Below are 24,629 nucleotides of genomic sequence, written 5' to 3' on the forward strand. Positions count from 1 at the left end.
CCCCGAGCGCATGAGGAAATGTGAGGTGTGGGAGCGTGAGCCGGGTGAGTGAGAGTACATCCAGCACCCTGCAGTACCGCTTCGACGGCCCCGAAGACGCCCCGGTCCTCATCCTCGGAGCCTCCCTCGGAACCACCTGGCACATGTGGGACCGCCAGATACCCGACCTGACCCGGCACTGGCGGGTGTTCCGCTTCGACATGCCCGGGCACGGCGGGGCGCCCGCGCACCCCTGTGGGTCGGTCGGTGAGCTGGCCGACCGGCTGCTCGCCACGCTCGACGGGCTGGGCGTGCAGCGCTTCGGGTACGCGGGCTGTGCCTTCGGCGGTGCCATCGGTGCCGAACTCGCGCTCCGGCACCCCCAGCGCGTCGCCTCGCTCGCGCTGATCGCCGCCTCGCCGCGGTTCGGCACCGCGGACGAGTTCCGCCAGCGCGGGGTCATCGTGCGCAGCAACGGCCTCGACCCCATCGCCCGCTCCGCGCCCGACCGCTGGTTCACGCCCGGCTTCGCCGCCGCGCAGCCCGCGATCACCGACTGGGCCGTCCAGATGGTGCGTACCACCGACCCCGGCTGCTACATCGCGGCCTGCGAGGCCCTCGCCGCCTTCGACGTACGCGCCGAGCTGGGCCGGATCGGCATCCCCACGCTCGTCCTCGTCGGCTCCGAGGACCAGGTCACCGGGCAGGGCGAGGCCCGCACCCTCGTCGCCGGGATCCCCGACTCCCGCCTCGCCGTCGTGCCGGGCGCCTCGCACCTCGCCCCCGTCGAGCAGCCCGCCGCCGTCACCGACCTTCTCGTACGCCACTTCTCCACGGCCTGGCAGGAGACCCAGGCGGCGATCACGCCCCCGCCGGTCAAGCCCGTCCTGTCCCCGAAGCCCGTGGCCCCGACGGCCCCCATGGCCGAGATCGCCGCCGCCGAGCAGCCCGAGGCCGTCGTCGGCACCGGCAGGCCCGACCCGTACGAGGCGGGCATCAAGGTCCGCCGCGAAGTGCTCGGCGACGCGCACGTGGACCGGGTGCTGGCCTCGGCCGACGACTTCTCCGGCGACTTCCAGGAGCTGATCACCCGCTACGCCTGGGGCGAGGTCTGGAACCGCCCGGGCCTTGACCGCCGCTCCCGCAGCTGCGTCACCCTCACCGCCCTCGTCGCCGGCGGCCACCTGGACGAGCTGGCCTTCCACACCCGCGCCGCGCTGCGCAACGGCCTCACCCCGGCCGAGATCAAGGAGGTGCTTCTCCAGGCCGCCGTCTACTGCGGCGTGCCCGCGGCGAACTCCGCCTTCAGGGTCGCGCAGACCGTCATTCGCGAGGAGACCACGCCGCCGGAGTAGCAGGATGGGGGGATGACTGATACGACGACTCCGGCAGGAAGCTCTCCCTCGCGCGCGAAGCGCATGACCTTCACGAAGAAGTCCCACGCGTGCGTGCGTCTCGAAAAGGAGGGGCGCACGCTGGTCATCGATCCGGGCGGCTTCAGCGAGGACGACGCGGCCCTCGGCGCCGACGCGATCCTCGTCACCCACGAGCACCCCGACCACTTCGACGAGGGACGGCTGCGCGCGGCCCTGGAGGCCCGCCCCGGCGCGGAGATCTGGACGCTCAGGTCGGTCGCGGAGAAGATCTCGGCCGCCTTCCCCGGGCGTGTGCACACCGTCGGGCACGGCGACACCTTCACGGCCGCCGGGTTCGACGTCCAGGTGCACGGCGAGCTGCACGCCGTGATCCACCCGGACATCCCGCGCATCACCAACGTCGGATACCTGGTCGACGGCTCGGTCTTCCACCCCGGCGACGCCCTGACCGTCCCCGACCAGCCGGTCCAGACGCTGATGCTCCCCGTCATGGCGCCCTGGAGCAAGATCTCCGAGGTGATCGACTACGTACGCGAGGTCAAGCCGCAGCGTGCCTACGACGTCCACGACGCCCTGCTCACCGACCTCGCCCGGCCCATCTACGACAACCAGATCGGGGCCCTCGGCGGCGCCGAGCACCTGCGTCTGACGCCGGGAGAGACGGCCGAACTCTGACTGTCAGTGGCGCCGGGTAGGTTGTGAGGCATGCGCATTGCGACCTGGAACGTGAACTCGATCACCGCTCGGCTGCCAAGGCTCCTCGCCTGGCTGGAGAACACCGGCACGGACGTGCTGTGCATCCAGGAGACCAAGACGACGGCCGAGGCGTTCCCCGCCGACGAGCTCCGCGAGCTGGGCTATGAATCGGCGGTGAACGCCACCGGCCGGTGGAACGGCGTGGCGCTGGTCTCCAAGGCCGGCCTCGAGGACGTCGTCAAGGGCCTCCCGGGCGGTCCGGGGTACGACGGCGTGGACGAGCCCCGGGCGATCTCCGCGACCTGCGGCGCCGTCCGCGTCTGGTCGGTCTACGTGCCGAACGGCCGCGAGGTCGACCACACCCACTACGCCTACAAGCTCCAGTGGTTCGAGGCCCTGAAGGCGGCGATCTCCGAGGACGCGGCGGGCCCCCGCCCCTTCGCGGTCCTCGGCGACTTCAACGTCGCGCCGACCGACGAGGACGTCTGGGACCCCTCGCTCTTCGTCGGCGCCACGCACGTCACCCCGGCCGAGCGCGCCGCCCTCGCGGCCCTGCGCGAGACGGGCCTCACCGACATCGTGCCCCGCCCCTTGAAGTACGCCCACCCGTTCACGTACTGGGACTACCGCGAGCTGGGTTTCCCGAAGAACAAGGGCATGCGCATCGACCTGGTGTACGGAAACGCACCCTTCGCGAAGGCCGTCTCGGACTCCTACGTGGACCGTGAGGAGCGCAAGGGCAAGGGCGCCTCCGACCACGCCCCGGTCGTGGTGGACCTGGACGTCTGAGCCCCGGACACCCCGGACTCTCAGGGCGCCAGCTTCCGCAGGTCCACCGAGTCCGCCAGCGCCGCGAGCCCCGCGTCCCCCGGATGCAGATGGTCCCCGCTGTCATAGGCGGCCCGCATCCGCGCGGGATGCGCGGGATCCCGCAGCACCGCGTCGAAGTCGAGCACGGCGTCGAAGTCCCCGCCCCCGCGGACGTACGCGTTCACCGCCTCCCGCTCGGCGTTCGCCGCCGCCGTGCAGAGCGCCTCGCCCTCGCAGGGGGCGATCGTCGCCGCCACGACGCGCAGCCCGCGGGCCCGGGCGCGGTCCGCGATCTCCCGCAGCCCCGCGATCACCTGCTCCGCCGACGCTCCCCAGCGCACGTCGTTGATCCCCTCGAAGACCACGACCGTGCTCGCGGACGTCTGGGCGAGGACATCGCGGTCCAGGCGGTGCAGGGCGCTCACCCCGCCCGTGTCCGTCGAGACGCCGTCGCCCGGGTAGCGGTCGGTCACCACGCGGTTGGCCGAGATGCCCTGGTTGAGGACGCCGTAGCGCGGGACGGCGGACTGGTTCAGAAGGCGGGTCGCAAGGATGTTCGGCCAGCGGCGGTTGGCGTCCTGCGTGGACTTCACCCCGTCGGTGATCGAGTCGCCGAGCAGCACCACGGAGCCGGGCCCGCCGCCCACGTCGACCCCGGTGAGCAGCGGCCACGTCGTGATCGTCGAGGTGTACGCGGCGGGGGAGCCGTCCGCCGTGTGGTCCCCGGGGCCGCTGACGTAAGAGCGCTGGATCGCCTGGCTGTGCACGGGCGCCGCCGCCACCGGACCCGGCAGATGGAAGCTCACCAGCAGATTCGCGTCGGCGGGTACGTCGAAGTCGAGCGGGTCGCTGAACGCCTGGGCGCCCGCCGGGATCTCGGTGCCCGCGCCGCCCCGGAAGGTCAGCCGCCGCGGCTCGCCCCTCGCCTCCGCCCCGGCCTCCTGCACCGCCACGCTCGCGCCGCCGATCCGCACCGGGGCCGCCGCGAAGGTGTTGTCGAGCCGGACGCGCACCCGGGGCCCGCCCGCGCTGGTGTGCACGACGAGCCGCACGGTCCGGTCGCTCCAGGGCCCGACCGCGGTGTACCCGGCCGTCGGCGCCGACCAACTGCCCGTCCACCCCTTGGCCGGGGACCGCACTGACAGGGCGAACACATGCAGGTCCGGGGCGCCCGGGTCCCTCGGCAGCTCCACCGAGGCCACCTCACGCCCCCGGACGAGCGGCACGGTCACCACGTACAGCCGTGCCTTCTCGGCGCGTTGGCCGCCGGGCGTGTTGATGTGCGGCAGGGCGACGGACTTCGTGGCGAGCGGGCCCGAACGCCAGTCCGGTGCGGTGAGCCGGTAGCCGCCGCGTGAGCCGTCCCGGTAGCGCACCGTCCCCGTGCCGCTCGCCTCGCCGCCCGTCCCCGCGACCAGGAACGCGAGGGCGTCCCCGCGGCCGCGCACCCGCACCGGCTGGCCGTTCGCCCGTACGTTGTCCCGCTCGCCCGGCTCTGTGCGCGGCCAGGTCAGCCGGGCCCCGTCAACGCCCAGGGAGCGGCCGGGGGTCCAGCCCGCGGCCGTCAGATCCCGCGCCGAGAGCGAGGCGCCCCGCCCGTCGAAGTCCGCGGCGCCGGGGCGGGCGTCGTCGCTGATCGCCCTGTTGTCGAAGAGCCGCTTCAGCGGAAGCGGCCGGTCCCCTCGCGGGGTCGCGGACGTGGGCGCGGACGTGGACGCAGGCGCGGCCTCGGCGGAGGCCAGCGGGGCCAGGCCCGCCAAGAGGGCGAGCGCGACGGCCGCCCCCCGGATACGTCGGCGCACGACAGACCCCTCCCGCGTGATGACAGATGCGCCATGAAGCTAAGGAGGCGTCAGAGGCCCGTCAATGAGTCGCGCGTGAACACGGCGCGAACTCACCGGGACGAACCGCGTCGCCGCCCGCGCGAGCGCCGGGCCCCCGCCGCGGGTGGTGACGCGCGCGTCCGGCCCCGGGCGGGATGTGCGCCCGAAGGGGTGATTCGGCAGATTCCGTGATCAACTGATGCAAGATACGTTGGGACATCACGGAATCAGCGCCCGGCCGCGCGTCCGGCGGCGCCACGCGACGGAGAGGCCGATCATGAACATCCCGTTCCTCCACAAGTGGCGTAAGCGGCACTCCGTGACGGACCCGGCCCGCGGGCTCGCGGCCGCCTTCGAGGAGGACCCGGACGGCGTCGCCGAACTGCTGTCCGAGTGCGAGCTGCTGCGCTCCCAGGCGGCCGCGGCCGGGCTCGAACTGGACGACTCCCCGGCGTCCTTGACCGCCCTCGACCAGCTGCTGCCACGCTGGCGCGACGACCCGGAGCTGCTGCCGTGGCTCGGCAACGACGCGGGGCTCTACCTGGGCACGGTCGTGGTGCGGACCGTGCCGGGCGCCGCCTGGCACGTGTACCCCGGCGGCGGTCCCGTCGTACGGCTGAAGTCCGGCCGGGACATCCCGGTCGTCGAGGCGGGGCTCGACTGGGCGGTGCAAGGGGCGCCCGAGCTGTCGCAGATCTACGCCGAGGCCTCCGAGACATAGCCGGAATTGCCGCAAATACGGTTAATGCCCGTGCTTGCGTGTCGTCCGTTAAGTCCCGTTTCCACGTGGATAGTTTGCGCGGACGTACACAGCTGAGAGTGGGCAGGTCTTGCCATGGCCGTCGATCCGTTGATCGAGCTGCGTGATGTGAACAAGTACTACGGAGAGCTGCATGTCCTCCAGGACATCAACCTCACCGTCGGCAAGGGGGAGGTGGTCGTGGTCATCGGCCCTTCGGGGTCGGGCAAATCAACGCTCTGCCGGACGATCAACCGGCTCGAGACCATCCAGTCCGGAGAGATCAGGCTCGACGGGCAGCCCCTGCCCGACGAGGGGAAGGCCCTCGCCAGGCTCCGCGCCGAAGTCGGCATGGTCTTCCAGTCCTTCAACCTCTTCGCGCACAAGACCGTTCTCCAGAACGTCTCGCTCGCGCAGACCAAGGTCCGGGGCCGCAGGAAGGACGAGGCCGACCAGCGCTCCCGGGAGCTCCTGGAGCGCGTGGGACTCGCCACGCAGGCAGAGAAGTACCCGGCGCAGCTCTCCGGAGGCCAGCAGCAGCGCGTGGCCATCGCCCGCGCGCTGGCGATGGACCCCAAGGCGCTCCTGTTCGACGAGCCGACCTCCGCCCTCGACCCCGAGATGATCAACGAGGTCCTGGAGGTCATGCAGCAGCTCGCCCGTGACGGCATGACGATGGTCGTCGTCACCCATGAGATGGGCTTCGCCCGCTCCGCCGCCAACCGCGTGGTCTTCATGTCCGACGGCCGCGTCGTGGAGGACCGCACCCCGGAGGACTTCTTCACCCACCCGGAGAGCGAGCGCGCCAGGGACTTCCTCTCCAAGATCCTCAAGCACTGACGGGGGCGACGCGCTCGTGAAGAGAGACACCATGCGTACGACCCGGCTCGTGGCGGCGCTCGTCCTGTCCGCGCTCGTCTCCACCGCCTGCGGCAAGGAGGGCAGCCCGCCGACGAAGGGCCCCGCGGCCGAGAAGCTCCCCGAATACCGGGTGGCCACCGGCTTCCAGCTGCCCCAGTCGTCGACCTGGCGGAAGGCCAAGAGCCGCGGCCGCTTCATCGTGGGCGCCAAGGAGGACCAGCCCTACCTCGGCGAGAAGGACCCCGCGACGGGCACCTACTCCGGCTTCGACATCGAGATCGCCAAGATGATCTCGGCCTCACTCGGTCTTGACCCCAAGAAGACCGAGTTCAAGACCATCGCGTCGGCCAACCGCGAAACCGCCCTGCAGAACGGGCAGATCGACTACTACGTCGGCACCTACACCATCAACGACAACCGCAAGAAGCTCGTCGGCTTCGGCGGCCCGTACTACCTGGCGGGCCAGGGCCTGCTCGTACGCCACGACGAGGAGGACATCAAGGGCCCGCGGGACCTGGCCGGCAAGCGCGTCTGCTCGGCGGCGGGATCCACCCCCTACCAGCGCATCCAGCAGGAGTACCCCAAGGCCACCCTCGTCGCCTACGACACGTACTCCGTCTGCGTCGACAACCTGCTCACCTACCAGGTCGACGCCGTCACCACCGACGACGCGATCCTGATCGGCTACGCGGCCAAGGTGCCCGACGAACTCAAGGTGGTCGGCAAGCCGTTCTCCGAGGAGCCGTACGGGATCGGGGTCCCCCGGCGCGACAACGCGCTGCGCCTCGCCATCGACGACGCCCTCGCCGCCGGTGAGAAGAACGGCGACTGGAAGAAGGCCTACGACGCCACGCTCGGCCTCTCCGGCGTGCCGGCGCCGAAGCCACCCGCCATCGACCGCTACCCGGCGAACTGAGGAGGCGTCATGAACGTACTGACAGACAACTTCTCCACGTTCGGCGACGGCTTCCTCGGCACCGTCGAACTCACCGTCTACGCCTCGCTCCTCGCGCTCGTGCTCGGCTTCCTCATGGCCTCCTTCCGCGTCGCGCCCGTCGGCTCCTTCCGGGCCTTCGGCACGGTGTGGGTGGCGGTCCTGCGCAACACCCCGCTCACGCTGCTCTTCTTCGCCGTCCTGCTCGGCCTGCCGCGCTTCGGACTCGTCCTGCCCTTCAAGGTGTTCGCGGTCCTCGCGCTCGGCTGCTACACCTCCGCCTTCATCTGCGAGGCGCTCAGGTCGGGCATCAACACCGTGCCCAAGGGACAGGGCGAGGCGGCCAGAAGCCTCGGCATGAGCTTCGGGCAGACCCTGTCGATGGTGGTCCTGCCGCAGGCCTTCCGGTCCGTCATCGCCCCGGTCGGCTCCAACCTCATCGCGCTCGCCAAGAACTCCGCGATCGCCGGAGCCTTCAGCGTCACCGAACTGCTCGGCACGTACAAGACGCTCAACGAGCTGGGCTACAACATCATCTGGACCTTCGTCTGGATCGCCCTCGGCTACCTCATCATCACCCTCGCCATCAGCGCGGTCTTCAACATCCTCGAAAAGCGCTGGGGAGTCGCCCGATGAAAGCCCTCTCCCACGATTCCACCGCCCTCTACGACATCCCGGGACCCAGAACCGTCCGGCGGCACAAGCTCTACGGGGTGCTCTCCACCCTGGTGGTGCTCGCCCTCGTCGGCTGGATCCTGTATCTGCTCTTCGACACCGACCAGTTCACCGCAACCAAGTGGACGCCCTTCGAGTACAAGGGCATCCAGGAACTGCTCCTGCGGGGCCTCGGCAACACGCTCAAGGCCTTCGCGATCTCCGCGGTACTCGCACTCGCGCTCGGCGGCCTGCTCGCCATGGGGCGGCTCTCGGACCACCGGCCGGTGCGCTGGGTGGCCACGCTCCTCGTGGAGTTCTTCCGCGCGATGCCCGTCCTGGTGATGATCTTCTTCGTCTTCGTGGCGCTGAAGGTGCAGCCGCTGCCCGCGCTGGTCACCGGGCTCACGCTCTACAACGGCTCGGTGCTCGCCGAGGTCTTCCGCTCCGGCGTCAACTCCATGGAACGCGGCCAGAAGGAGGCCGCCTACGCGCTCGGCATGCGCAAGACCCAGGTCATGAGCTACGTCCTCGTGCCCCAGGCCCTGCGCGCCATGCTGCCCGCCATCATCAGCCAGTTGGTGGTGGCCCTCAAGGACACCTCACTGGGTTTTCTGATCACCTACGAGGAGTTCCTCCACGCCGGGAAGCTGATCGCGTCGAATCTCGACTACGATTTGCCGTTCATCCCCGTGGTCATGGTGATCTCACCGATCTACATCGGGATGTGCATGTTGCTGTCGTGGTTCGCCCAGTGGGTGTCCAGGCGTCAGCGGCGCAATCCCAAGACGGAGGCCGCGGAAGTCGCGCCGGCCGAACCAGGGACGCTGCTGCCGGGTGTGCAGTAGCTCGTAGGGCCACGCCCGCCCCGGCAGCAGCCGGAGATCACTGCTCGCGCAGGGGAACGGACACGTACGACGGGTCCGCCTCCGGTGAGGAGAAGGTCAGCTGCGCGCCGGACGGGTTGTGCTCGATGTAGAGCGGGTCGACCGTGTCGACGACCAGGGCGAGCTTGTGTCCTGCCGGTACGTCGTAGGCCGTGGAGAAGAGCTCCAGGTCCACGCCGAAGGGCTTGCCGGGCGTCTTGCCGTGGAAGGTGTACGGCGCATTGCTGACCAGCTTGCCGAGGCCGAGCGGGCCCACGTCGTAGAGGTACGCGACGAGGGTGCCGCTCTCCTTGGTGCTGGTGAGCGTGGTGTGCAGCTTCGTCGTGCCGCGCACCCGCTGGGGCGTCGCGTACTTCTCCGACTGCCAGACGCCCGTGTAGCGGCGCGGGAGCAGCGGCACCGACGCCGTCGGCGGGATCTTCAGGAACTGGTCGAGCGCGTTGGACAGGATGGCGATGCCGCCGTTGGCGCCCGAGTCGACGTTCGTACGGATCGTGGTGGTCCCCGCCATCGCGATCTTCTTGCGCGTCGGGCCGACCGACTTCCAGTCCGGGTAGCCCTCGTAGCCGCCCGTGGAGCGGGACTTGAGCTGGACCGGCTGCTCCTTGTCGATGCCGTTGTCCTCGCCCTTGAGGTAGCGGTCGAACCAGCGCCGGGTCGAGGTCCAGGTGTCGTTCGGCAGCCCGAGCAGGCCGGTGGCCTCCGCCGTCGCGTGGTCGCCGGGGCGGAACTCCAGGCGCTTGGGGCCGGTCAGCCGCTCGTAGAACTCGGCGTACTGGTTGGGCGGGAAGAGGGTGTCGCCCCAGGCGTTGCCGAGCATGATGGCCGCGCCGTTGTCGTTGATCCGGTCGAGGTGGGTCACGGGGGAGCGCTTGGCGCCCCACGCGATCATCTCGGCCTCTTTGTCCAGGTTGGACCCGAGGAAGTCCTTGAGCGTCTGCTGGAGTTCGGGGCCGGGGCGGCCGGTGAGAGCGCCCGCGCCGCCGAGCAGGGCGGCGGCCTGGACGTGCTGGGTGCGCCCGCTGTAGATCGAGTCGATCAGGTCGGCCCAGCCGCTCAGCGCGGCGACCGCCTTGATCCGCTTGTCGTGCCCGGCGGCGAGCAGGCTGATGCCCGCGCCGTACGAGACGCCCGCCATGCCGACCTTCGACGGGTCGGCCGGGGTGTGCGCCAGCGTCCAGTCGATGACCTTGGAGGCGTCGGCGATGTCCTTGGGCCCCGCGGTCTCTATCTCGCCGCCGGACTGCCAGAAGCCGCGCGAGTTGTAACTGACCACCACATAGCCGGAGTCGGCGAGCTTCTGGGCCTGCGCGACGTACTCGATCTGGGGCATGGCCCAGCTGGTGGGCAGCACGATCGAGGGGTATCGGGCCCCGGCCTTCGCGTCCTTCGGGGTGAAGACGTTGGCCTTGAGGACGGTGCCGCCGTCGCCGGGGATGTCGACGAAGCGTACGTCCGCGGCGCTCGCCGCCCGCGGTGCGGCGGCCGGGGCCGCCTGCGCCGTCGGGGCGAGACCGAGGGCGGCGCCTGCGACGAGGGACGCGGAGACGGTGCCCACGGCGGTCGTGCGCAGGGCCCGGTGCGGGTGCGGAGCTCTCACGGATCACTTCCTCACTCGTTGAAAGTGCAAAGTGACCCGACGGTAACCGCGTTGCCTTACTGGGGGTAACCCATCGGTAAGTTACGCCCCGGTAACGATCGTAGAGGGGTGCGTGGTTACTTCAGCGCGCTCTTGGTCTGCCAGTCCGACCAGTCGAGGTTCCACTCGCCGTAGCCGTTGCCCGGCTCCGGGGTGCCCTTCGAGCCGCTGCCGGTGACCTCGAAGGGGTCGCCGATCTGGACCTGGCCGTAGAGCCAGCCCGCGTCGCCGGTGCTCATGCCGACGCAGCCCGAGCTGTGGTTGGTGTTGCCGAAGTACGAGGCGTTCCAGGGGGCCGCGTGCGCGTACATGCCCGACCAGGTCAGCCGCATCGAGTAGTCGACCATCTTGTCGTAGCTGTTGCTGCCGGTGAGGCCGACCGTCTCGGAGCGCATGTTGATCGTGCCCTCCTTCGACATCAGGACGGACGTGCCGCCCCAGGAGGCCTTCTCGCCGCCGGGGGTGCCGGCGGACATCGGGAGTGACCTGACCGTCTTGCCGTCGCGCACCAGCGTCGCCGTCTTGCTGTCCAGGTTCACCTTGACCACCTGGCTCTTGCCGACGGTGAAGCCGGTCGCGTAGTCGCGGACGAACCAGTCGTCGCCGCCGGAGTCGATGCCGTTGAGCCGGGCGTCCAGCTTCACCTTGGTGCCGGACTTCCAGTACTCCTTGGGCCGCCAGTCGACGCGGTCCTTGCCGTCGTGGTTCTTGATCCAGCCCCAGGCGCCCGTGGTGCCGTTAGAGGTCGTCACCTTGAGCTGCTTCTCCACCTCGGCCTTGTTCCTCACCGGGTGGTCGAAGGTGATCGAGAGGGGCTGCGCGATGCCGACGGTGGTGCCCTTGCCCGGGGCCAGCGTCACCTTGTTGACCTGGGCGGGCGCGGCCGTCTTGAAGGAGGCCTTCGCGCTGCCGCCCTGGTCGCTGACCGCGTCGACCTTGTACGCGGTGCCGGGGGCCGCCACGCGCTGCGACGTCCAGGTGGTGCCGTTCGCCGAGACCTTGCCGGGCAGCTTCGTGCCCTTGTCGTCGGCGACGGTGACCTGCTTCAGCCTGCCGCCGGCCAGCTTCACCGTGACCGGGCCGCCCGCCTTCGCCTGCTGCCCCTTGAGGTTCACCGCGATCTTCGGCTTCTCGGCGGCCTTGTCGGCGCCGGAGGAGTCGCCGCCGCCCGAGCAGGCGCTCAGGGCGGCGGCAAGGACTGCGACTCCCGCGGTCGCCGCGTGGCGGGTGCGAAGGGGGCGTCGGCGGCTCGAAGAGCTCTGCGGGGACAAGGAAACGTACCTCCGTGCGAATGTGGACTGCACGGAGAGAGGGCGTACGAGGCCGTCGGGTTGCCTGATGTCCCGAAAATGACCGCTAGGTCACAGAAGGGCCCCGGCGAAGGAGGCCCAGTGTGAGGTGACGGTCACTTCGTGCTGTGCGGTGACGGTCACTTCGCGCGATGAGAGGCGCGGGCCGAGGGCGTGGGGAGCGGCGTCTGGGCGGCGCGCGTCACATCCCCGACCAGCTCGACGACGTCCGGCCCGTACGCCTGCGAATTGACGACCTTCAGGAGCAGCACGAAGGAGTTGCCGCCGTGCTTGCGCGCGAGCTTCTCGTGGTGGCGGGCGAGATAGCGGGTGGCGGCCTGGCTGGTGACCGCGCGCTGGCCGCAGAAGAGGAAGACGGGCCTGGCGTCCTGGCCCTGGTCGGCGGTGAGCCGCGCGAGGATCACGTACTCCGTGAGGCCCGCCTCCATGCGGTAGCGCTCGGCGCCGATCTGGAACGCGCCCCGGTCGGGGACCGGCTCGGGCTCGGTGTTCACCCGCACGCCCGGCAGCAGCGAGTGCATGTGCGCCGCCAGGCGGCGGTGCGCCACCGGGTTGCCCACGCAGAACTCGGTGCGCTCGCCGAAGCTCTGCTGGGCCGCGTCGTGCGCGACGACCTGGGTGTGCGCCCCGCAGTCCTTGATGACCGCGGCGAGTTCGAGGAGGGCGGACACGTCGTGGCGTACGACCATCAGCTCGCCGCCGCCCGCGTCGCGGTTGACGACGAGCAGCGACTCGGAGTTGTCGGGCAGCCCGAAGAAGGCCTGCTTGCGGCGGAGCCTGCGCTTCCACAGGTAGCCGCGCGCGAGCCACCCGAGGACGACGGCTATGCCGACCGCGCACAGGCCGAGGACGAGATTGCGCACGTCTTCAGTCATGGGGGCGCATGCTAGGGCCTGCCCGGCGGATCATGCCACGGGTCGCGGGGCCCGAACGCGTCCTGATCCGCCGGGCAGGCCCTGGCCCCCTTTCAGAGCAGTGTCCGAGGCGGTCCTTACGCAGACGCGGCCGCGAAGTTACGCTGCGCGGACGGTTGTTGACTGGAGGTACGAATGCGTCGCGGTGTCGTACGTAATCTGACGCTCTTGGCGGTCGGAGGGGTCCTGGTGTCGGTCGGGGCCGCCGCGCCCCCTTCGCCCACGCACTCGGCGGAACGGACCCCACCCGGCCCCGAGAAGGTGCCGGTCGCCGTCGGGTACGGCGGGGCGGTGGCCAGCGTCGACCCGGACGCCTCGGCCGCCGGCATCGAGGTCCTGCGCAAGGGCGGCAACGCCGTGGACGCGGCCGTCGCCACCGCCGCCGCGCTCGGCGTCACCGAGCCGTACTCCGCGGGCGTCGGCGGCGGCGGGTACTTCGTCCACTACGACGCCAAGACGCGCAAGGTCAGCACCATCGACGGCCGCGAGACCGCCCCGCGCACCGCCGACTCCGGGCTCTTCCTGGAGAACGGCAAGCCGATCCCCTTCGCGGACGCCGTCACCAGCGGCCTCGGCGTCGGCACCCCGGGCACGCCCGCCACCTGGCAGTCGGCGCTCGACGCGTGGGGGACCAAACGGCTCGGCACGCTCCTGAAGCCCGCCGAGCGCCTGGCGCGCGACGGCTTCACGGTCGACGCGACCTTCCGTTCCCAGACCGAGTCGAACGAGAAGCGGTTCAGGGACTTCCCGGCCTCGGCGAAGCTGTTCCTGCCGGGCGGGAAGCTCCCGGTCGTCGGCTCCACGTTCAAGAACCCCGATCTGGCCCGCACCTACGAGGAGTTGGGCCGCAAGGGCGTCGACGCGCTGTACCACGGAAAGCTCGCCAAGGACTTCGTGCGCACCGTGAACAAGCCGCCCGTCGACCCGGCGTCAGGCCGAAAGGTCCGGCCCGGCGACCTCTCCCTCAAGGACCTCGCGTCCTACGGCGTGAAGCGGCAGAAGCCCACGAGGACCACCTACCGCGGGCTCGACGTCTACTCCATGGCGCCCTCGTCGTCCGGCGGCACCACCGTCGGCGAGGCGCTCAACATCCTGGAGCGCACCGACCTGTCGAAGGCCTCCAAGAAGAAGTACCTGCACCGCTTCATCGAGGCCAGCCGCATCGCCTTCGCTGACCGGGGCCGCTGGGTGGGCGACCCCGCCTTCGAGGACGTACCGGCGAAGGAACTCCTCTCGCAGCGGTTCGCGGACAGCAGGGAGTGCCTGATCAAGGACGACGCGGTGCTCAAGAGCCCGCTCGCGCCCGGTGACCCGCGCCGCCCGACGGCGTGCGGGACGGCGGACAAGGCGGCCCCCACGACGTACGAGGGTGAGAACACCACGCACCTCACGGCCGCCGACAAGTGGGGCAACGTCGTCGCCTACACCCTCACCATCGAGTCGACGGGCGGCAGCGGCATCACCGTGCCCGGCCGCGGCTTCCTGCTGAACAACGAACTGACGGACTTCTCCTTCGCGCCCGCCAACCCCGCGGTGCACGACCCGAACCTGCCGGGCCCGGGCAAGCGCCCGCGCTCCTCGATCTCGCCGACGATCGTGCTCAAGCACGGCAAGCCGGTGGTGGCGCTCGGTTCGCCGGGCGGCGCGACCATCATCACGACCGTGCTGCAGACCCTGACGGGCTTCGTCGACCGGGACCTGCCTCTGGTCGACGCGATCGCCGCGCCCCGCGCCAGCCAGCGCAACGCGGCGCAGACCGAGCTGGAACCGGGCCTGTGGGACAGCGGGCTGCGCACCTCCCTGGAGTCGATCGGGCACTCGTTCAAGCGGAACCCGGAGATCGGCGCGGCGACGGGTGTGCAGCGGCTGCCGGGCGGCAAGTGGCTCGCGGCCGCGGAGAAGGAGCGACGGGGCGGCGGCTCGGCGATGGTGGTGCGTCCCACCGACTGAGCCGTCGCGCTCAGGGGGCCTCGCCCGCCGGTGAGGCCCCCTGCCGCGTGTCACCGCGAGGCGGGTGAGGCCGCGCAGTTCCGCTCCAGCTCGTTGGCCGCCCAGCGGATCGAGGACTCCGGGTCGTCGTGCAGGTACCGCAGGACGGGCAGCGCCTCGCGGACCGCGGCGAGCTGGGCGGCACCGCGTCCGCCCCGGGCCTCGCGAACGTCGGCGAGGTCCGCGATGAGCAGCAGCAGTGTGCTCCGCGAGCGGTTGTCCGGGTCCGTCATCAGCTCGACGAGGAACGGGATCGCGGGGACCGCGGCGGTCGAGGAGGCCTCCTTGGAGACGAGGAGGCGGTAGAGGTCGTGGACCGCGTCCATGGCGGTCTTCCTGTCGTCCGAGGCGACCTTGCCGATCAGGTCGGGGATCATGCGGCCGGGCCCGCGGGAGGTCCACAGCGACCCCCAGTCGACGCTGTCCAGGCGCAGTCGCAGATCGCGGTGCGGCCAGAGCTTCGCCGGGTCGAGACGGAGTACGGAGGTGCCGTCGGCGTCGGTGACGCGCAGCGTGCCGTCCGCGCCGAGGCCGAGGGCGGTGACGCCGGTGCCGAGGCGCAGTCCGGCCACCGCGTCGGACGTGAGGTCCCAGATCCGGACCAGGCCGTCGGCCCAGGCGGCGGCGAGCGCGGGGCCCGTCTCCCACCGGGCGGCGGCCAGCGCACGCACCGGTGTGCGGCGGCGGGCGAAGGGGGCGCGCAGGGGCTTGCGGCGGGTGCTCCAGTAACGGATCACGCCGTTCTCGTCGCCACTCAGTACGAGGCGCCTGCCGCTGTCCAGCTTCAGGCAGGCGAGCGCGGAGACCGGGGCGCGGTGCAGGGCGAGACCGATCGTCTCGGGGTCCTCGTCGTCGGTCTCCAGGACGTGGACGTAACCGTCCGTGTCGCCCGCCGCGAGGGTCGTCCCGTCCTGGTCCGCGGCGACCGAGCTGACAGTGGCGGGCGGCTGGACGAGCGCGGCGGCGGCGCCGGGCACCTCCGGCGGCGCGACCGGGCCGCGGGAGAGCACGGTCCAGCGGCCACGGGCGTCGGCGTCGCCCTCGCTCAACGAGACCGGCCCCAGCTCCTCCAGGGGCGCCGGCACCTCGCTGGGCGGACCGATCGCCTTGTCGCCGGACCAGTCGACGCCGAGGGTCTCGGCGACGTCGATCAGGGCGCGGCGGGTCCGGGCGTTGATGACGATGCGGAAGTCGGCGCCGGGCCCGCGCCCATGCCGTATGACCGCGTCGGGAGCGCCGTACGACAGCGCGTCGGTGCCCCTCTCCTGCCAGGGCAGCAGCCCCAGTTCGCGGTACGAGGCCGTAAGGCGCCGCACGATCTCCGGGTCGGCGTCGACGGTGGCGCGGCGCACCCGCAGCGTCCAGCCGTAGTGCGCCGGCAACCGCTCGAAGGCCAGCTGCGTCAGGAACTCCGACAGCGACCGGCTCTGCACGACCCACCGGCCGCCGACGCTCACGACGACGCGAGGGTCGGGCAGTCCGGCCTCGGCGGCGAGATAGCCCCACTCGTGGCTGTAGTGGTACTCGGACATGAAGACACAGACACGGCGATCCCCGCCCTCGGCCCCCAGAAGCCCGCCCCCCGGGCCGACTTCGAGTTCGGAGATCTTCGGCGGCCACTGGGTGTGGACCCAGTACAGGCGCGGATTGAAGGCGAAGGAGTTGAGCGGGGAGTCCCACCACTCGTTGAGGGCCTGGGGGACGGGAAGCGTCCAGTCGATCCCGTGTGCCGCGTTCTCGCCGCCCCACCGGGAGTGCCCGGGCTCGCCGCCCGGGTCCTCGTACCCCCACTCGCGCTGGACGGCGTCCAGCAACTCCCAGCGGGGCCGCCCCTGCTGATGGAGCCTCAGCCGCTCCGCGAACTGCCCGTAATCGATGATCTCTGGTGTCACTGACGCATCGTACGGATGATCCATGCGGGTCGGTGTCCCCGAGGTGTCACAGTGCCGTGAGGATCCTGGGACCGTCCTCCGTGATCGCGACGGTGTGCTCGGCGTGGGCGGCGCGGCTCCCGTCGTTCGTACGCAGCGTCCAGCCGTCCGGTGCCTGGTGGTAGCCGTCGCCGCCGCCCGCGATCACCATCGGCTCGATGGCCAGGACCATGCCGGGGCGCAGCGGCATGCCGCGGCCGGGGCGGCCTTCGTTCGGCACGCCCGGGTCCTCGTGCATGCGGCGCCCGATCCCATGACCGCCGAACCCCTCGGGGATGCCGTACCCCGCCTGCCGGCAGACGGTGCCGATGGCGTGGGCGATGTCGCCGATGCGGTTGCCGGGGACCGCCGCCGCGATGCCCGCCTCCAGGGCGCGCTCCGCCGTCTCGATCAGGCGTACGTCCTCGGGGCGCGGGGTGCCCACGGTGAAGCTGACCGCCGAGTCGCCGACCCAGCCGCCCAGCTCGGCGCCGAAGTCGATGGAGACCAGGTCGCCGTCGCGCAGCCGGTACGCGTGCGGGACGCCGTGCACGATCGCGTCGTTGACCGAGGTGCACAGGACGGCGGGGAAGGGGACCGGGGCGAAGTGCGGGCGGTAGCCGAGGAAGGGCGAGGAGGCGCCCGCCTCGCGGAGCACGGCGTGCGCGGCCGCGTCCAGGTCGAGCAGCGAGACGCCGACGGCGGCGGCCTCGCGGGCCGCGGTCAGTGCCTGCGCCACGACGCGGCCCGCCTCGCGCATCGCGTCGATCGATTGTTCCGTCTTGAGTTCCACCATGCCAATTACTATACCGGTATTTAAATGGGCGTCGTACGATGGCTGCATGGTTCGCACTCCCTTGACCCCAGAAGAGCGTGAGCGTGGTGAGCGGCTCGGGCAGCTGCTGCGGGATGCGCGGGGGCCGCGGAGCATGGTCTCGGTGGCGGCCGAGGCGGGGCTCTCCGCGGAGACGCTCCGCAAGATCGAGACGGGGCGGGCGCCGACGCCCGCGTTGTTCACTGTGGCGGCGTTGGCTTCCGTGCTGGGGCTTTCGCTGGATGAGATCGTGCTGCGCTGCGAGTTGGCGGCGGCGGCCTGAGCGGTTCTCCTGGTGCGGGGTGGCCTCTGTGCCGCCCGCTTCGTGGCGGGGGGTGCGTGTTCCTGTGCTTGCCGCTCCGTGGCGGATGCGGTTTCGCCCGATTCGCGGCGGGGGCGTGTTCCTGTCCTGCTTGGCCCGCTTCGTGGCGGGGGACGCGTGTTCCTGTCCCGCCGCTGCGCGGCGGATGCTGCCCCACCCACCCGCCCGTTACCCCGCGCTGCGGGGTGGGGGTAGGGGCGGGATGCCCTGCGGCGCGGTGGGGGCGGGGGCGTCGCGTGGCTGGCGCGGGTCGGGGAACCGGGTGGGTGGGTGGGGAACTTCCCGCGGTACGCGGGGGCGGTCGCGGAGGGGGCCCTGCGCGGTCAGGGTAGGGGTGCGGGCACGTATGGGCGCGTTATGCGGACGCAGGTGGGTGGGTGGGGAACTCCCCGTGCTACGCGGGGGCGGTTGTGGAGGGGGTCCTGCGCAGTCAGGGCAGGGGCGCGCTATGCGCATGCAGGTGGGCGGTGGGGGAGGCTCTGCGTAGTCAGGGTAGGGGTGCGGGCGCGGGTGGGTGCGTTATGTGGACGTAGGTGGGCGGTGGGGGGCTCTCCGTGCCACGCGGGCGGGGGTGAGGTTCCGCGTCGTGCGGATGTTGGTGGGGGCCTCGCGCAGTCAGCATGGCTTAGAGGGACGGGTGGGTGGGTGGGGAACTCCCCGGGCCAGGGGGGTGAGCGGGTTGTGATGGTCCGCGGTCGCCGAACCGTCCGGAGGGGACGTGGGGGTATGTGCGAGCGCAGCACAGTGGCCCCCAGTAACCGAGCCGATAACCAACAGGCGCCCGCACCGAGATGGCGAGCACGCACATACCCCCGCGGCCCCGCCCCACGAACGGAGAAGGCGCAGACCGAGCCACAGGCGCCCCCGCCAGCCAAGGCGCAGACCGAGCCCAGGGCGCCCCGCCAGCCAAGGCGCAGACCCAGCCCAAGGCGCCCCCGCCAGCCAAGGCGGGCCTCGCCCAAGGCGCCCCGCCAGCTCAAGGCGCCCCCGCCAGCCAACGCTGCGACCAGAAAACCCCGTGTAGTCGTCCCGTAACACGTCTGGTGTTATCTTCCGGACCGGAACAGTCTCCACGGGGCGGTGCTGGTCGGATGGCAGTGGGACAACTCCCGGATCAGGTAGGGGAGTTCGCGAGGTACTTGCGGGACCTGGTGGGACGGCTCGACCAGTCCACCGGCTGGTGCGGCGTGTTCTGGCAACGCGACCCCGACGGCATGCGTGCCTGCCTGGACGGCGCGGAGGTCCCGCCCTGGGACGTGGTGCAGGCCCTGCTCCACGACCTCGCGGCCGACCGCGGCATCCCGGAGGCCGAGCGCGAGACGGACCGGGCCCGCACCCTGCACCGCGCCTCGCTCACCGCGTACGACAGCCGGCCCGGTGCCCGCCGGCTCCTGAGCGACCGCCTCGACATGATGGTCGGGGAGCAGCGGATCGCGACCGAGCGGCAGGCGGAACTGAGGCGGCAGCTGGCCGAGGCGGTCACCCCCGACGAGGCCGACCGCATCAACCTCGATCTGGCCTGGGTCCGGGACGACCACGAGCGGGCGACCGCCCGGTGCGCGGAGCTACAAGAACGGATGGACCGCCTGGACGCGGCGCAACGCCCCGTGTGGGTGGACCACGTCCCTCACCCCCGCGTCCCGGAACAGATCCCGGACCCCGAGCACGGCGCTCCGAAGCACGCCTCGGACCCCGCGCCCCACACCCCCGAACAACCCGCAGCCCCAGCCGCGGGCTCCGCCCCCGCTCCCGCCCCCAAGAAGCCCGCCCGCTCCCGCCGCCGCCCCCGAGGAGCCCGCGGCGCCCGTTTCGCCGGCCTGCCGGATGCGGAGTCCGAGGCGCCCGCCGTCATCACCCCCGACGCGGAACCCCCGAGGCCCACCCCGCGCGGCGCCCGCTACCACCCCGAACAGACCACCACGCCCCCCGACCCCCACCTTTCCGACCCCCAGACCCCGACCGATGAGACCCCCCACACCCCCCAAACCCCCCACCTCCCCCCAACCCTCCAAACCGTCCAAACCCTCCTCCACCTCCGAGGAGAGGCCCGCACAGGCGAGGCACACGCCGTGCTCGTGGAGGCCGCCGGCTGGCCCGCCGCCGATCTGCCGCCGCTCGCCGCGGAACTGCACCGCGCCGGCCTCGGCGCGGACTGGGCGACCCTCCTGTGGGAGGCCGCCTCGCTGCCGCCCGGCCAACTCGTCGCCCTCGCGGACGCCCTCGCCGGCGCGGGCCGCGCCGACGACTGCCGGAAGCTGCTGCGGCAGGGCGTCGCACGCCCCGCCCCCGAGATCGCCGAGGCGCTCCTCGCGCTGATCGACGCGGGCCGCGAGCGCGAGGCCCGCGCGCTCCTCGACTCGTATCTGCGCGTCCGCACCCCCGAGGACGCGGCCCGCTGCGCGCACACCGACCCCCACCGCCTCATCCCGCTCCTCCTGGAGACGGCCAGGGCGGTCTCCGAGGAACACCACTGGGACCTCGTGCACGCCCTGCGCGTGGCGGGGTTCAACACCTGACCCCGCGTCCGCCCCAGCCCGCCTCGCCCGCTCGGGTGCGAAACATGATCGACTCGCCGGTCGACGACGATGGTCTTGCTCGGCCGGACGGACCGGGCTTACGTTCTTCTCTCTACGCAGCGAATCTACGGGTGTAGAGGCTCTCTGACGTCCCCTCGGGGGCAGTCCTTCCCAGGGCAGTGAAGGAGCAGCTCATGGTCAACGTCGTACGTGCCGCACTGGTCCAGGCGACCTGGACCGGCGACACCGAATCCATGATCGCCAAGCATGAGGAGCACGCCCGCGAGGCGGCCCGGCAGGGCGCGAAGGTCATCGGATTCCAAGAGGTCTTCAACGCTCCCTACTTCTGCCAGGTCCAGGAGCCGGAGCACTACCGCTGGGCCGAGCCCGTGCCGGACGGCCCCACCGTGACGCGCATGAGGGAACTCGCCCGCGAGACCGGCATGGTGATCGTCGTCCCGGTCTTCGAGGTCGAGCAGTCCGGGTTCTACTACAACACCGCGGCCGTGATCGACGCCGACGGCACCTACCTGGGCAAGTACCGCAAGCACCACATCCCCCAGGTCAAGGGCTTCTGGGAGAAGTACTACTTCAAGCCGGGAAATCTGGGCTGGCCGGTCTTCGAAACGGCCGTCGGCAAGGTCGGCGTCTACATCTGCTACGACCGCCACTTCCCCGAGGGCTGGCGCCAACTGGGCCTGAACGGCGCCGAGATCGTCTACAACCCCTCCGCCACCCACCGCGGCCTCTCCTCGCACCTCTGGCAGCTGGAACAGCCCGCGGCGGCCGTCGCCAACGAGTACTTCGTCGCCGCCATCAACCGCGTGGGCCAGGAGGAGTACGGCGACAACGACTTCTACGGAACGTCGTACTTCGTCGACCCGCGCGGCCAGTTCGTCGGGGAGCCCGCGAGCGACAAGGACGAGGAACTCCTCGTCAGGGACCTCGACTTCGGGCTCATCGAGGAAGTACGCCAACAGTGGGCGTTCTACCGTGACCGACGCCCCGACGCCTACGAAGGGCTGGTACAGCCGTGACCGAACTGTTCGACCGCCACAAGGCCGTGCTGCCCGAGTGGCTCGCGCTCTACTACCAGCGCCCCCTCGAACTCACCCACGGAGAGGGCCGGCACGTCTGGGGCGCCGACGGGAAGAGGTACCTGGACTTCTTCGGCGGCATCCTCACCACCATGACCGCCCACGCCCTGCCCGAGGTCACCAAGGCGGTGAGCGAACAGGCCGGACGGCTCATCCACTCCTCCACGCTCTATCTGAACCGCCCGATGGTCGAACTCGCCGAGCGCGTCGCGGCGTTGTCCGGCATCCCCGACGCCCGCGTCTTCTTCACCACCTCCGGCACCGAGGCCAACGACGCCGCGCTGCTGCTCGCCACCGCCCACCGCCGCTCGAACCAGATCCTGGCGATGCGCAACGGCTACCACGGCCGCTCCTTCACCTCCATCGGCATCACCGGCAACCAGTCGTGGTCGCCGACCAGCCTCTCGCCGCTCCAGACGCTGTACGTGCACGGGGGCGTCCGCGGCCGGGGCCCGTACGCCGAGCTGAGCGACGCCGAGTTCATCGCGGCCTGCGTCGCCGATCTGCGGGACATGCTCGGCCAGGGCCGCGGGGGAGTGGCGGCGCTCATCGCCGAGCCGATCCAGGGCGTCGGCGGCTTCACCTCGCCGCCCGACGGGCTGTACGCGGCCTTCCGCGAAGTCCTCGACGAGCACGGCATCCTGTGGATCTCCGACGAGGTGCAGACGGGCTGGGGCCGCACGGGTGAGCACTTCTGGGGCTGGCAGGCGCACGACCGGAGTGGCCCGCCGGACATGCTGACCTTCGCCAAGGGCATCGGCAACGGCATGTCGATCGGTGGCGTGGTGGCCCGCGCCGAGGTGATGAACTCCCTTGACGCCAACTCCATTTCGACCTTCGGCGGCTCCCCGGTCACCATGGCGGCGGGCCTCGCCAACCTCTCGCACCTCCTGGAGCACGACCTCCAGGGCAATGCCCGGCGCGTCGGGGGCCTGCTCATCGAGCGGCTGCGGGCGATCTGTGCCCAGCTGCCCGTCGTACGCGAGGTGCGCGGGCGCGGTCTGATGATCGGCATCGAACTGGTAGAGCCCGGCACGGACGAGCCGAACCAGCGTGCGGCCGCGGCGGTCCTCGAAGCGGCCCGTGAGGGTGGCCTGCTCATCGGGAAGGGAGGCGGCCACCACACCAGCGTCCTGCGCGTGGCCCCGCCGCTCTCGCTGACCGTAGCGGAGGCGGAAGAGGGCGCGGCCATCCTCGAACAGGCCTTGCGCAGCGCCTAGTCGGCCCCACGGGCCCCGGGGGCGCCCGGCTCACCGGCGTACCCCTGTCACGTACCCCTGCGCAGCAAAGGGAGCGCACCACATGAGCACCCGCACCCTGATCCGCGGCGGACTCGTCGTCACCGCCGCCGAGGAGACCCACGCCGACGTGCTGATCGAGGACGGCCGCATCGCCGCCCTCGCCGCGAGCGGCACCGCCGCGGCGGGCGCGTGGACCGCCGAGCGTGTCGTCGACGCCACCGACAAGTACGTGATCCCGGGCGGCGTCGACGCCCATACGCACATGGAGTTCCCGTTCGGCGGCACCTTCTCGTCGGACACCTTCGAGACGGGGACCCGGGCGGCGGCCTGGGGCGGCACCACCACCATCGTCGACTTCGCGGTGCAGTCCAAGGGCAAGGCGCTGCGGGCCGGTCTCGACGCGTGGCACGCGAAGGCCGACGGGAACTGCGCGATCGACTACGCCTTCCACATGATCGTGTCGGATGTGAACGAGGCGACGCTCAAACAGATGGACGGGCTCATCGAGGAAGGCGTCAGCTCGTTCAAACTGTTCATGGCCTACCCCGGGGTTTTCTACTCGGACGACGGGCAGATCCTCCGCGCGATGCAGCGGGCCGGTGAGAACGGCGGCCTGATCATGATGCACGCGGAGAACGGCATCGCGATCGACGTGCTCGTCGAGCAGGCGCTCGCCCGCGGCCAGACGGACCCGCGCTACCACGGCGAGGTCAGAAAGGCCCTCCTTGAGGCCGAGGCGACCCACCGCGCCATCAGGCTCGCGCAGGTGGCGGGAGCGCCGCTGTACGTGGTGCACGTGTCGGCGCGTGAGGCGGTGGCCGAGCTGATGCGGGCCAGGGACGAGGGGCTGCCGGTCTTCGGTGAGACCTGCCCGCAGTACCTCTTCCTGTCGACGGACAACCTCGCCGAGCCGGACTTCGAGGGGGCGAAGTACGTGTGCAGTACGCCGCTGCGCCCTCAGGAGCACCAGGCGGCACTCTGGCGCGGCCTGCGCACCAACGACCTCCAGGTGGTGTCGACGGACCACTGCCCGTTCTGCTTCTCGGGCCAGAAAGAGCTGGGCCGCGGCGACTTCTCCAAGATCCCCAACGGCATGCCCGGTGTGGAGCACCGCATGGACCTCCTGCACCAGGCCGTGGTCGACGGCCACATCTCGCGGCGCCGCTGGATCGAGATCGCCTGCGCGACCCCGGCCCGGATGTTCGGCCTGTACCCGAAGAAGGGCACCATCGCGCCGGGCGCGGACGCCGACGTCGTGATCTACGACCCGCACGCCGAGCAGACGCTCTCGGCGGCCACGCACCACATGAACGTCGACTACTCGGCGTACGAGGGAAAGCGCCTGACCGGCCGGGTGGAGACCGTCCTGTCGCGAGGCGAACCGGTCATCACGGCAAGGGAGTTCACCGGCCGCGCCGGGCACGGCGCGTACACCGCGCGCGGCACCTGCCAGTACCTGGACTGACGGGAGCCGCGCGCGCCGGTGCCTACCTGGGGCCCTGGTAGCGGGTGAGCTGGACGTGGAGGTCGGCGGCGTTGGAGCCGCCCTCGGGGCTGCGGAAGCGGCGCGTGGGCTGCTCCTGGTCGTGCCAGTAGAAGCCGGTGATCAGCAGGTCGCATTCGGTCCCGTCGACCTTGACGGCCTTCTCCACCTTCACGTCCGGCAGGTCGACGACATCGTCCTGTGCCGCGATCGGGCCCCGGTTGGGCGACTCGTAGTGCGCGAAACGGATGGTGAAGTCCCGCTGCGTCCTGTCCTCGATGGTGAGGGTCACCTTGAGGTCCACCCAGAACCGCTCGAACGGTATGACGATCGGGTAGTTGTGGTGGGTGAAGGTGCCGAGCACGAAGGGCGGGCCGTCGATCTGCGCCTGGACGGCGTTCCCCTCGAACTCGTACGAGCTGGTCGCGCTGCCCGCCGCGGGCTTGCCCCAGCTGATCCTGCTCTTCCCCAGGCCGCTGAAGTGTGTCGCGTAGGCCGGGTCGTCGCCGACGGTCACCCAGCTGCCGTCCGTGTGGATCTTGGCCATGACAGGAGCGCTCCCTCTTCTCGGCACCGCCTTCACGTTCCAGTTCCAGCGTGGGAGCCGGCACCGGGGAGCTGAACGTGAATACGAG

Annotated in this window: 21 protein-coding genes; 14 read left to right on the top strand and 7 right to left on the bottom strand. The window is 71.2% G+C overall.

Annotated features, from left to right (window positions below):
• Positions 1 to 44: 44 nt before the first annotated feature.
• The 3 genes from pcaC (at position 45) to DMA15_RS31520 (ending at position 2,840) form a co-directional block, all read left to right on the top strand.
• Entirely contained in the window at positions 45 to 1,334 is a 1,290-nt protein-coding gene (pcaC, locus tag DMA15_RS31510) for a 4-carboxymuconolactone decarboxylase (RefSeq protein WP_125516093.1), read from the top strand.
• Between the two features lie 63 nt (positions 1,335 to 1,397).
• Positions 1,398 to 2,030, top strand: coding sequence for an MBL fold metallo-hydrolase (locus DMA15_RS31515; protein ID WP_125518127.1), 633 nt, complete (start codon positions 1,398 to 1,400; stop codon positions 2,028 to 2,030).
• Positions 2,031 to 2,060: 30 nt separating this feature from the next.
• Positions 2,061 to 2,840, top strand: coding sequence for an exodeoxyribonuclease III (locus DMA15_RS31520; RefSeq protein ID WP_125516094.1), 780 nt, complete (start codon positions 2,061 to 2,063; stop codon positions 2,838 to 2,840).
• A 20-nt stretch (positions 2,841 to 2,860) separates the two neighbouring features.
• On the opposite strand, the gene DMA15_RS31525 is transcribed toward DMA15_RS31520, so the two are convergent.
• A complete protein-coding gene (locus DMA15_RS31525; protein WP_125516095.1) occupies positions 2,861 to 4,663 on the bottom strand; it encodes an SGNH/GDSL hydrolase family protein in 1,803 nt (600 codons plus the stop codon).
• A gap of 298 nt (positions 4,664 to 4,961) precedes the next feature.
• On the opposite strand from DMA15_RS31525, the gene DMA15_RS31530 reads away from it, so the two are divergent.
• From DMA15_RS31530 to DMA15_RS31550, 5 genes are all read left to right on the top strand, one after another.
• Positions 4,962 to 5,405 (top strand): DUF6278 family protein, encoded by a 444-nt coding sequence (locus DMA15_RS31530; protein WP_125516096.1) that lies wholly within the window; start codon positions 4,962 to 4,964, stop codon positions 5,403 to 5,405.
• 114 nt (positions 5,406 to 5,519) lie between these two features.
• Positions 5,520 to 6,263, top strand: coding sequence for an amino acid ABC transporter ATP-binding protein (locus tag DMA15_RS31535; RefSeq protein WP_125516097.1), 744 nt, complete (start codon positions 5,520 to 5,522; stop codon positions 6,261 to 6,263).
• Between the two features lie 31 nt (positions 6,264 to 6,294).
• The gene (locus DMA15_RS31540; protein WP_125516098.1) at positions 6,295 to 7,200 is read left to right on the top strand and encodes a glutamate ABC transporter substrate-binding protein; all 906 of its coding nucleotides are present in this window, start codon (positions 6,295 to 6,297) and stop codon (positions 7,198 to 7,200) included.
• Between the two features lie 9 nt (positions 7,201 to 7,209).
• Positions 7,210 to 7,854 carry an amino acid ABC transporter permease gene (locus DMA15_RS31545; protein WP_125516099.1) on the top strand — a complete coding sequence of 215 codons (645 nt, stop codon included), beginning with the start codon at positions 7,210 to 7,212 and terminating at the stop codon, positions 7,852 to 7,854.
• Positions 7,851 to 8,720, top strand: coding sequence for an amino acid ABC transporter permease (locus tag DMA15_RS31550; protein ID WP_125516100.1), 870 nt, complete (start codon positions 7,851 to 7,853; stop codon positions 8,718 to 8,720). Before DMA15_RS31545 ends, DMA15_RS31550 begins: the two co-directional genes overlap by 4 nt.
• Before the next feature lie 37 nt (positions 8,721 to 8,757).
• Here the strand turns inward: DMA15_RS31550 and DMA15_RS31555 are convergent, their stop codons facing one another.
• The 3 genes from DMA15_RS31555 to DMA15_RS31565 all read right to left on the bottom strand — a co-directional run bounded on the left by DMA15_RS31555 (position 8,758) and on the right by DMA15_RS31565 (position 12,583).
• Positions 8,758 to 10,359, bottom strand: a complete 1,602-nt coding sequence (locus tag DMA15_RS31555) for an alpha/beta fold hydrolase (RefSeq protein ID WP_125516101.1) — start codon at positions 10,357 to 10,359, stop codon at positions 8,758 to 8,760.
• A gap of 116 nt (positions 10,360 to 10,475) precedes the next feature.
• The gene (locus tag DMA15_RS31560) at positions 10,476 to 11,669 is read right to left on the bottom strand and encodes an Ig-like domain-containing protein (RefSeq protein ID WP_125516102.1); all 1,194 of its coding nucleotides are present in this window, start codon (positions 11,667 to 11,669) and stop codon (positions 10,476 to 10,478) included.
• A gap of 158 nt (positions 11,670 to 11,827) precedes the next feature.
• Positions 11,828 to 12,583, bottom strand: a complete 756-nt coding sequence (locus DMA15_RS31565; RefSeq protein ID WP_206302880.1) for a hypothetical protein — start codon at positions 12,581 to 12,583, stop codon at positions 11,828 to 11,830.
• Between the two features lie 174 nt (positions 12,584 to 12,757).
• On the opposite strand from DMA15_RS31565, the gene ggt reads away from it, so the two are divergent.
• Positions 12,758 to 14,572 carry a gamma-glutamyltransferase gene (ggt, locus tag DMA15_RS31570; protein WP_125516103.1) on the top strand — a complete coding sequence of 605 codons (1,815 nt, stop codon included), beginning with the start codon at positions 12,758 to 12,760 and terminating at the stop codon, positions 14,570 to 14,572.
• Positions 14,573 to 14,622: 50 nt separating this feature from the next.
• Here ggt and DMA15_RS31575 read toward each other — a convergent pair whose 3' ends face one another.
• Positions 14,623 to 16,503 (bottom strand): hypothetical protein, encoded by a 1,881-nt coding sequence (locus DMA15_RS31575; protein WP_125516104.1) that lies wholly within the window; start codon positions 16,501 to 16,503, stop codon positions 14,623 to 14,625.
• 46 nt (positions 16,504 to 16,549) lie between these two features.
• Entirely contained in the window at positions 16,550 to 17,317 is a 768-nt protein-coding gene (gene map / locus DMA15_RS31580; protein WP_125518129.1) for a type I methionyl aminopeptidase, read from the bottom strand.
• A gap of 46 nt (positions 17,318 to 17,363) precedes the next feature.
• Between map and DMA15_RS31585 the strand changes: the two genes are divergently transcribed.
• The 5 genes from DMA15_RS31585 to hydA all read left to right on the top strand — a co-directional run bounded on the left by DMA15_RS31585 (position 17,364) and on the right by hydA (position 23,976).
• Complete coding sequence (locus DMA15_RS31585) at positions 17,364 to 17,618, top strand: helix-turn-helix transcriptional regulator (protein WP_030778350.1); 255 nt, start codon at positions 17,364 to 17,366, stop codon at positions 17,616 to 17,618.
• A 1,130-nt stretch (positions 17,619 to 18,748) separates the two neighbouring features.
• A complete protein-coding gene (locus DMA15_RS31590; RefSeq protein ID WP_125516105.1) occupies positions 18,749 to 20,173 on the top strand; it encodes a hypothetical protein in 1,425 nt (474 codons plus the stop codon).
• 194 nt (positions 20,174 to 20,367) lie between these two features.
• A complete protein-coding gene (locus DMA15_RS31595; RefSeq protein ID WP_125516106.1) occupies positions 20,368 to 21,210 on the top strand; it encodes a nitrilase-related carbon-nitrogen hydrolase in 843 nt (280 codons plus the stop codon).
• Positions 21,207 to 22,490 (top strand): aspartate aminotransferase family protein, encoded by a 1,284-nt coding sequence (locus tag DMA15_RS31600; RefSeq protein ID WP_125516107.1) that lies wholly within the window; start codon positions 21,207 to 21,209, stop codon positions 22,488 to 22,490. The genes DMA15_RS31595 and DMA15_RS31600 overlap by 4 nt, the downstream gene beginning before the upstream one ends.
• Before the next feature lie 82 nt (positions 22,491 to 22,572).
• Positions 22,573 to 23,976 carry a dihydropyrimidinase gene (gene hydA / locus DMA15_RS31605; RefSeq protein WP_125516108.1) on the top strand — a complete coding sequence of 468 codons (1,404 nt, stop codon included), beginning with the start codon at positions 22,573 to 22,575 and terminating at the stop codon, positions 23,974 to 23,976.
• Between the two features lie 22 nt (positions 23,977 to 23,998).
• On the opposite strand, the gene DMA15_RS31610 is transcribed toward hydA, so the two are convergent.
• Positions 23,999 to 24,541, bottom strand: a complete 543-nt coding sequence (locus DMA15_RS31610; protein ID WP_125516109.1) for a choice-of-anchor K domain-containing protein — start codon at positions 24,539 to 24,541, stop codon at positions 23,999 to 24,001.
• Positions 24,542 to 24,629 lie beyond the last annotated feature (88 nt).

Origin of the sequence: Streptomyces sp. WAC 01529 (genome assembly GCF_003945545.1) — a bacterium.
GTDB classification, from domain to species: Bacteria; Actinomycetota; Actinomycetes; order Streptomycetales; family Streptomycetaceae; genus Streptomyces; species Streptomyces anatolicus.